Source organism: Bacillus sp. mrc49, assembly GCF_002803435.1.
Genome location: NZ_PHNG01000735.1, coordinates 1 through 6,988, shown reverse-complemented (window position 1 = coordinate 6,988; position 6,988 = coordinate 1). Strand labels below are relative to the sequence as shown.

General features: G+C 46.2%; 7 protein-coding genes. 5 read left to right on the top strand and 2 right to left on the bottom strand.

Features of this window, described 5'->3' with window-relative positions:
• The 5 genes from CVN76_RS21515 to CVN76_RS21495 form a co-directional block, all read left to right on the top strand.
• The coding region (locus CVN76_RS21515; RefSeq protein ID WP_100532996.1) for a sugar ABC transporter ATP-binding protein at nucleotides 1-1,269 on the top strand (1,269 nt) is incomplete at its 5' end.
• Between the two features lies 1 nt (nucleotide 1,270).
• Nucleotides 1,271-2,215: an ABC transporter permease gene (locus CVN76_RS21510; protein ID WP_061141403.1), complete on the top strand. Its 945-nt coding sequence runs from the start codon at nucleotides 1,271-1,273 to the stop codon at nucleotides 2,213-2,215.
• A gap of 15 nt (nucleotides 2,216-2,230) precedes the next feature.
• Complete coding sequence (rbsB, locus tag CVN76_RS21505) at nucleotides 2,231-3,151, top strand: ribose ABC transporter substrate-binding protein RbsB (RefSeq protein WP_100532995.1); 921 nt, start codon at nucleotides 2,231-2,233, stop codon at nucleotides 3,149-3,151.
• Nucleotides 3,152-3,531: 380 nt separating this feature from the next.
• The gene (locus CVN76_RS21500) at nucleotides 3,532-4,524 is read left to right on the top strand and encodes a PTS transporter subunit IIC (RefSeq protein ID WP_100532997.1); all 993 of its coding nucleotides are present in this window, start codon (nucleotides 3,532-3,534) and stop codon (nucleotides 4,522-4,524) included.
• 105 nt (nucleotides 4,525-4,629) lie between these two features.
• Nucleotides 4,630-5,829, top strand: a complete 1,200-nt coding sequence (locus CVN76_RS21495) for a class I SAM-dependent rRNA methyltransferase (RefSeq protein ID WP_100532994.1) — start codon at nucleotides 4,630-4,632, stop codon at nucleotides 5,827-5,829.
• Nucleotides 5,830-5,911: 82 nt separating this feature from the next.
• Here the strand turns inward: CVN76_RS21495 and CVN76_RS21490 are convergent, their stop codons facing one another.
• A complete protein-coding gene (locus tag CVN76_RS21490) occupies nucleotides 5,912-6,583 on the bottom strand; it encodes a lysoplasmalogenase (protein WP_100532993.1) in 672 nt (223 codons plus the stop codon).
• 96 nt (nucleotides 6,584-6,679) lie between these two features.
• Nucleotides 6,680-6,988: cation:dicarboxylate symporter family transporter (locus tag CVN76_RS21485; protein WP_157805746.1), on the bottom strand; the 309-nt coding region annotated here is incomplete at its 5' end.

Sequence of the window (6,988 nt, the reverse complement as noted above, 5' to 3'; positions counted from 1 at the left end):
AAGGAAGCAGAAGAAGCGGGGATGGCCTTTATCCGTCAGGAATTGAATATTTGGCCGGAAATGACCGTGCTGGAGAACTTATTTATCGGCAAGGAACTGGTAAATAAGTTAGGCGTCCTAAAGACGAAACAAATGAAAGCGCGTGCAAAAGAAGTTTTTAAAACACTTAATATTTCCCTTCCCTTCGATAAGGAAGCCGGCCTTTGTTCCGTAGGTGAACAGCAAATGATCGAAATTGCCAAGGCGCTGATGACGGAGGCCGAAGTCATCATCATGGATGAACCGACCGCAGCGTTAACCGATAGGGAGATCGAAAAGCTATTTGAAGTGATGAAGGGGTTAACCCAAAAGGGTGTATCACTTGTTTATATCTCGCATCGGATGGAAGAAATATTCGCCATTTGTGACCGGATCACCGTTATGCGTGATGGTAAAACCGTCGATACGAAAAGAATTGTCGATACGAATTTCGATGAAGTCGTACAAAAAATGGTCGGACGGGAGCTGGAGGATCGGTTCCCCCATCGTGATGCAAAGCTTGGCGATGTAGTCCTTGATGTAAAAGGTTTGACGAAAAAAGGGATGTTTGAAAATATCAATTTCGCAGTCCGGCAAGGCGAGATAGTGGGTGTAGCCGGATTGATGGGAGCAGGCAGAACGGAAATCATGCGCGCCCTTTTCGGTGTCGACCAAATAGATCGCGGTGAGATTACCGTTGAGGGCAAGAGGGCTTCCATTCGAAAACCGACGGATGCAGTGCGGCACGGTTTGGCTTTCATTACGGAAAACCGTAAAGAAGAGGGGCTGATCCTCGACTTTTCAGTAAGGGAAAATATCGGTTTGCCGAATTTGAAGAGCTTTGCACCAAGCGGGCTCGTAAAAACGGTCGATGAGAGAAATTTTGCAGATATGATGATCAAACGGCTTCACGTGAAGACATCCTCTGCAGAAACGATCATCGGCAACCTATCCGGAGGCAATCAGCAAAAAGTGGTCATCGCGAAATGGATCGGCACCTCCCCAAAGGTTTTAATTATGGATGAGCCTACGAGGGGGATCGATGTTGGCGCAAAACGTGAAATTTATGAACTGATGAATGAACTGACGGAGCGGGGAATCGCCATCATCATGGTTTCGTCTGAGCTTCCGGAAATCGTGGGAATGAGTGATAGGATCCTTGTAGTGCACGAAGGTGCAATTGCTGGGGAATTATTAAAGCAGGAAGCGACACAAGAAAAAATCATGGCATTGGCGACAGGGGGGAACTAGGATGAAACTTGAGGCTACAGGAAAAAGCGGGATCTGGCAAAAATTCGGGCCGTTACTCGCCTTGGTTCTATTATTTATCGTAATAACCGTATTAAATCCATCATTCATGGAACCGAACAATATTTTGAATCTATTGCGTCAAACCTCCATCAATGCACTTATTGCATTCGGGATGACCTTCATCATACTGACAGGCGGCATCGACTTGTCCGTCGGTTCCATTCTGGCACTGTCCAGCGCGCTTATGGCTGGCATGATGGTCTCGGGAATGGACCCGATCCTTGCCATATTGGTAGGTATATTACTTGGGGCAATTATGGGTGTAATCAATGGAATTCTCGTATCAAAAGGAAAAATGGCTCCTTTCATCGTTACATTGGCTACGATGACGATTTTCCGAGGCCTGACGCTCGTCTATACGGACGGGAAGCCGATCACGGGTATCGGTGACTCGGTCGCTTTCCAAATGCTTGGGAGAGGGTACTTCCTAGGCTTGCCGGTACCGGCGGTCGTGATGATCATCGCATTTTTCATCCTATGGTTCCTGCTTCACAAAACATCATTTGGCCGCAAAACTTATGCAATTGGGGGAAATGAAAAGGCTTCCCGTATTTCCGGGATCAAAGTCGATCGCGTGAAGGTGGCCATATATGGGCTGGCAGGTACAATGGCAGCCATTGCCGGTGCGATTTTGACCTCGCGCCTGAATTCGGCACAGCCAACGGCGGGGCAATCCTATGAAATGGACGCCATCGCAGCCGTGGTGCTCGGCGGGACGAGCCTATCAGGCGGTAAAGGCCGATTGTTCGGCACGCTCGTGGGGGTCCTGATCATCGGCACCTTGAATAATGGAATGAATTTACTTGGTGTATCCTCTTTCTACCAGCAAGTGGTAAAAGGTGCAGTTATATTAATCGCGGTCTTACTTGACCGTAAAAAATCATAAGCAGGGGTGTAATATATGAAAAAAATCGTATCGATCATCATGATTCTATCATTAATGGTCTTGGCTGCATGCTCAATGGATTCAGGTCTGAAAGATGATAAAAAAGAAAAGAAAGACTCTGTAAAAGGAGTGAAGATCGGTGTCAGCATTTCAACTTTAAACAATCCGTTCTTCGTTTCATTAAAAAATGGGGTTGAAAAAGAGGCAAAAGAAAAAGGCATGAAAGTCACTGTTGTAGATGCCCAGGATGATACGGCTAAACAAATCAGCGGAATTGAAGATTTAATCCTGCAAAAAGTGGATGTCCTTCTTGTGAATCCAACAGACTCAGCGGCAATATCTTCAGCCGTTCAATCTGCAAATGAAGCAGGCATTCCTGTCATTACGATCGACCGCTCATCCGATGAAGGCGATATCGAAACATTCATCGCCTCCGATAATGTCGCTGGTGGGGAAATGGCCGCGGAATACCTAGTCAAGGAGCTTGGCGAAAAAGCGAAGGTAGTGGAGCTTGAAGGTGTATCAGGAGCGTCAGCAACTCGTGAACGCGGAAAAGGCTTCCATAATCTTGCGGACAAGCAATTGGATGTCGTGACAAGCCAGACGGCAGAATTCGACCGGACAAAAGGCCTTAACGTAATGGAAAATATCCTGCAAGGCAATAAAGATATCCAAGCGGTATTCGCTCATAATGATGAAATGGCATTAGGTGCCATTGAAGCGATCAAGGCAGCAGGCGAAGATATCATCGTGGTTGGCTTCGATGGCAATGATGATGCATTGAAGGCAGTCGAGAACGGTGAACTAAAAGCGACAGTTGCCCAGCAACCGACCCTTATCGGCGAAGAGGCGGTTAATGCAGCAGAAAAGATCTTGAAAGGCGACAAAGTGGACGAGACCATTTCCGTACCGCTGAAATTAGTCACGAAAAAATAAAAAAACAAATTTTGAGAGTGCCGGCGCTTATCCGGCACTCTTTTTTTGGGATGCATCCTAATGTAGAAGGACGAATTCTCTTTTGATATGAAAAAGGGAGCCTGAACTGGTAAGAAAACACATCGAATATACTGAAATAATACAATACTAGATATTTTTTGTATAAAACCCTGCGAAAACCACATTATTGAAAGCGTTTTTATTTTATTAGTATATAAATACGACTTACATTGTCTGAAAATTCATGTTATTATACGGAAAGGCATCAGGGCCGGTGCGATTATACGGCCAGGGACTTTTTTGTTTTTATTGATAGGGATTATTCAGATAAATGATAAGGAGTGAATATAGTGAGCAGGAAAGCATATATCAACGAGCGAATGTACAAAGCATCAACAGGAATAGCTAACGCCGTCTTGGTTACATTAGGGATCGGGTTATTGTTCGAATCGATAGGCGGGTATTTAGGGTGGGAGGTCTTCCTTGCCATAGGCGGAGCCGCAAAGGTCTTGCTTGCGCCTGCGCTGGGGGCCGGCATCGCGTATCAGCTTGGAGGGAATTCATTAATAATTTTTAGCGCCATGGCTTCTAGTGCCGTTGGCGGCGCTGCAATTCACAGAACGGCCGAGGGGGCCTTCACGATCGCTACGGGGCAGCCGTTAAGTGCCGTCCTGGCAGCAGTAGTGGCAACGTATGTAGGTAAGCGGCTAATCGGCAAAACAAAGTTGGATATCATGGCCATCCCATTGGGGGCAGTTCTAGTCGGCGGAGTGGCTGGATATGGCTTGGCTCTAGTCACGACGCCATTCCTAACATGGTTAAGCGGTCAAATTACCGCTGCCGTCGGTGGGTCGCCTTTAATCGGCTCCATGGTCATCGCTTTGGTATGGAGCATTTTATTGATGACCCCAGCGTCATCCGCGGCGCTTGCGATCGCCCTGCAATTAGATCCCGTTTCCAGTGCGGCAGCTTTAATCGGATGTACCGTACAGTTTGTCGGGTTCACTGTCATGTCTTATAAAGATAATGATATGGGCGGGTTCCTGGCCCAGATGGTCGTTACGCCAAAAGTCCAGTTTCCTAATTTAATCAAAAAGCCATTATATGTCGTCCCGCCTTTCATTGCGGCAATCATTTGTGCCCCGATCGCTACCATGGCATTTGATTTTCAGGTGCCGTATGAGCTTGGAGGGATGGGGTTAAGCTCAATGATTGCCCCGATTGCCATCATTACCGGGCAAGGATTGTATACGTTCTTGGTTTATGTCGCAGTCGGCATGGTCTTGCCAGCCGTGATCACCCTTGTCCTGCATCGAGTATTGAAAATGATGGGTAAAGTGAAACCGGGCGACCTGCATTTAGAAGTATCATGAGCAAGGATTTTCGTGAAGCCAGCCCGGGTGACGGGCTGGTTTTTATTTATAAAGCGATTAGGGTAAAATGGAAAGGAAAGCATTTGCATAGATAGGATGATAAGGATGGGAAAAGAAATAGATATAAAAGTGAAAGCTAAGTTTGCAAGCAAAATCGGCAAGGGCTTTCCGTTGATCGCTAAAGAGTCGATCACGAATCTCGATGACCTCCAGGAAGAGGGGTCTCTAGTACGTCTGCTCGATGAGAATAAGCGATTCGTGGCAAAGGGATATTACGGGAAACAAAATAAGGGCTACGGCTGGGTATTGACCAAAAGCGAAAATGAAAAAATCGACCAAACCTTCTTTAACGGAAAAATTGGCGCGGCCGTTGAATTCCGTAAACCGTATTATGACGATCCCGAGACGACCGCTTTCCGGTTGTTTAATGGGGAGGGTGATGGAATTGGTGGTTTAATCATCGATCATTATGACGGTCACTATGTCATCAGCTGGTATAGCAAAGGGATTTATTCCTTCAAAGAATACATCATCCAGGCATTGCGGGCTGCGGTTGAGGTCAAGTCGATTTATCAAAAGAAACGCTTTGATACGAAGGGCCAATATGTCGATGAAGATGATTTCGTCATGGGTGAACAACCGGAATTTCCTCTTCTTGTTAAGGAAAATGGAGTCCAGTTCGCCGTTTATTTGAATGATGGCGCCATGGTCGGTGTCTTCCTCGATCAGCGCGATGTCAGACGGAAAATCCGCGATGAATACGCAAAAGGAAAAACGGTACTGAATATGTTCTCCTACACGGGGGCATTTTCCGTGTTTGCCGCTTTGGGCGGTGCGATTAAAACAACAAGCGTCGATCTTGCGAATCGGAGTTTACCGAAGACGATCGAACAGTTCGGCGTGAACGGAATAGATCCTGAAACACAGAACATCGTGGTGATGGATGTATTCAAGTATTTTAAATATGCAGTGAAGAAAGCGTTGAAATTTGATATGGTCATCCTCGATCCGCCGAGTTTTGCCAAATCGAAGAAGTTTACGTTCAGCGCTGGCAAAGACTATACGAATCTATTGAAGGACACCATTGCGATTACTGAAGACGACGGAGTCATCATCGCTTCGACTAATTGCAGCACGTTCGACATGAAAAAGTTCAAGAGCTTCATCGATGCAGCCTTCAGGGAATGTAACGGGAAGTATGAAATCGTCGAGCAATTCTCATTGCCGGCTGATTTCAAGACAAGTCGGGAATATAAGGAAGGCAACTATTTAAAAGTGGTCTTCATCAAGAAAATCAAGGGTTGAAAAAAAGGGCAATCACCGCTTCTTTAGGGCGGTGATTGCCTTTTTTCATTGTTTCATGTGGAACGGAATCAACATCATCTTGTCATGTGCTGGGCGTTTCATTTTTCAGTCCGTTCGCAAAACCGAAAGAAGGGTCTTTGCGAATGCTGGCAGCGATGAAAAACTGGGCGGCATAATAGGTAAGCATGATCAGTGGACCAGAGAAGGCAATGACGTCGACGAATTTGTTCCAAGCTAGGATGGAATCGGAAATCACAAACAGCATCCCGCCGATGATTGCAACGGCATTTCTGGTCATCATCGCCGTCCAGCCCATGAGCGAAATGACCGTCACATAACCGATTACAGGGATGATGAGGCCATTTTCACCCGTTTCTATCAAGGAAAGGATAATTTCCCGACAAATCACCATCGAGTAAGCGGCAATCGGCAGAATCGTTGCGAATCGAAGCCAGGAAAAGTTCCAAGATTTCAGGAAGGCCGCAATATAGAAAAGGTGGCCGATCAAGAAGGCGGAAAGGCCGATAAGAAACCAAATCAACAAGCCATCTCCAAGCATGCAAAAGAATAGTCCAAGGAGGATCGGAATTTGATATCGATTCCCTCGTCCTCCTTTTTTGCTGGCATAAAGCAAAATCAATAACATCGGAATCACTTTAAAGATGATTTTCATAAGCAGTGGCTCTTCAGGTATGACGAATATATAGGCTAGTCCCGTAATAAGGATCGCCGCAGGCAACCACTTCGTTAACATCGGAATCCCTCCTTTACAGTTACATTCTATGCATCGGCATGGAACACCTTGCTCCTAAAAAAAAAAAGACGCCTGGAAAACCAGGCGTCCGTTCGATCATACGGCCGAATCTTCTTTAATAAAAGCTTGCTTTAACCAGTTCTTTCCTTCGACGAGCCGTGACACGAGCATGGCACAAACTGTGTTTCCTGTTGAGTTCAACAGTGTAGCAGGTGCATCGATTATCGTGGATATAACGGCAATGATCGGCAAAACTTCAACCGGGAAGCCGAATACGCTGAGAATCAGCATTTCCCCGATCATCCCTCCTCCAGGAATGGCACCCATGACAGCACCAACCAAAAAGGCAACGGCAAGGATGCTCAATATGCTTGAAATGCTTGTCATATCCTTACCGAATAAGCT

Coding starts and splice junctions, on each gene's coding strand:
- CVN76_RS21510 (WP_061141403.1), top strand. CDS start 1,271: ATGAAACTTGAGGCTACAGGAAAAAGCGGGATCTGGCAAAAATTCGGG.
- rbsB (WP_100532995.1), top strand. CDS start 2,231: ATGAAAAAAATCGTATCGATCATCATGATTCTATCATTAATGGTCTTG.
- CVN76_RS21500 (WP_100532997.1), top strand. CDS start 3,532: ATGTACAAAGCATCAACAGGAATAGCTAACGCCGTCTTGGTTACATTA.
- CVN76_RS21495 (WP_100532994.1), top strand. CDS start 4,630: ATGGGAAAAGAAATAGATATAAAAGTGAAAGCTAAGTTTGCAAGCAAA.
- CVN76_RS21490 (WP_100532993.1), bottom strand. CDS start 6,583: ATGTTAACGAAGTGGTTGCCTGCGGCGATCCTTATTACGGGACTAGCC.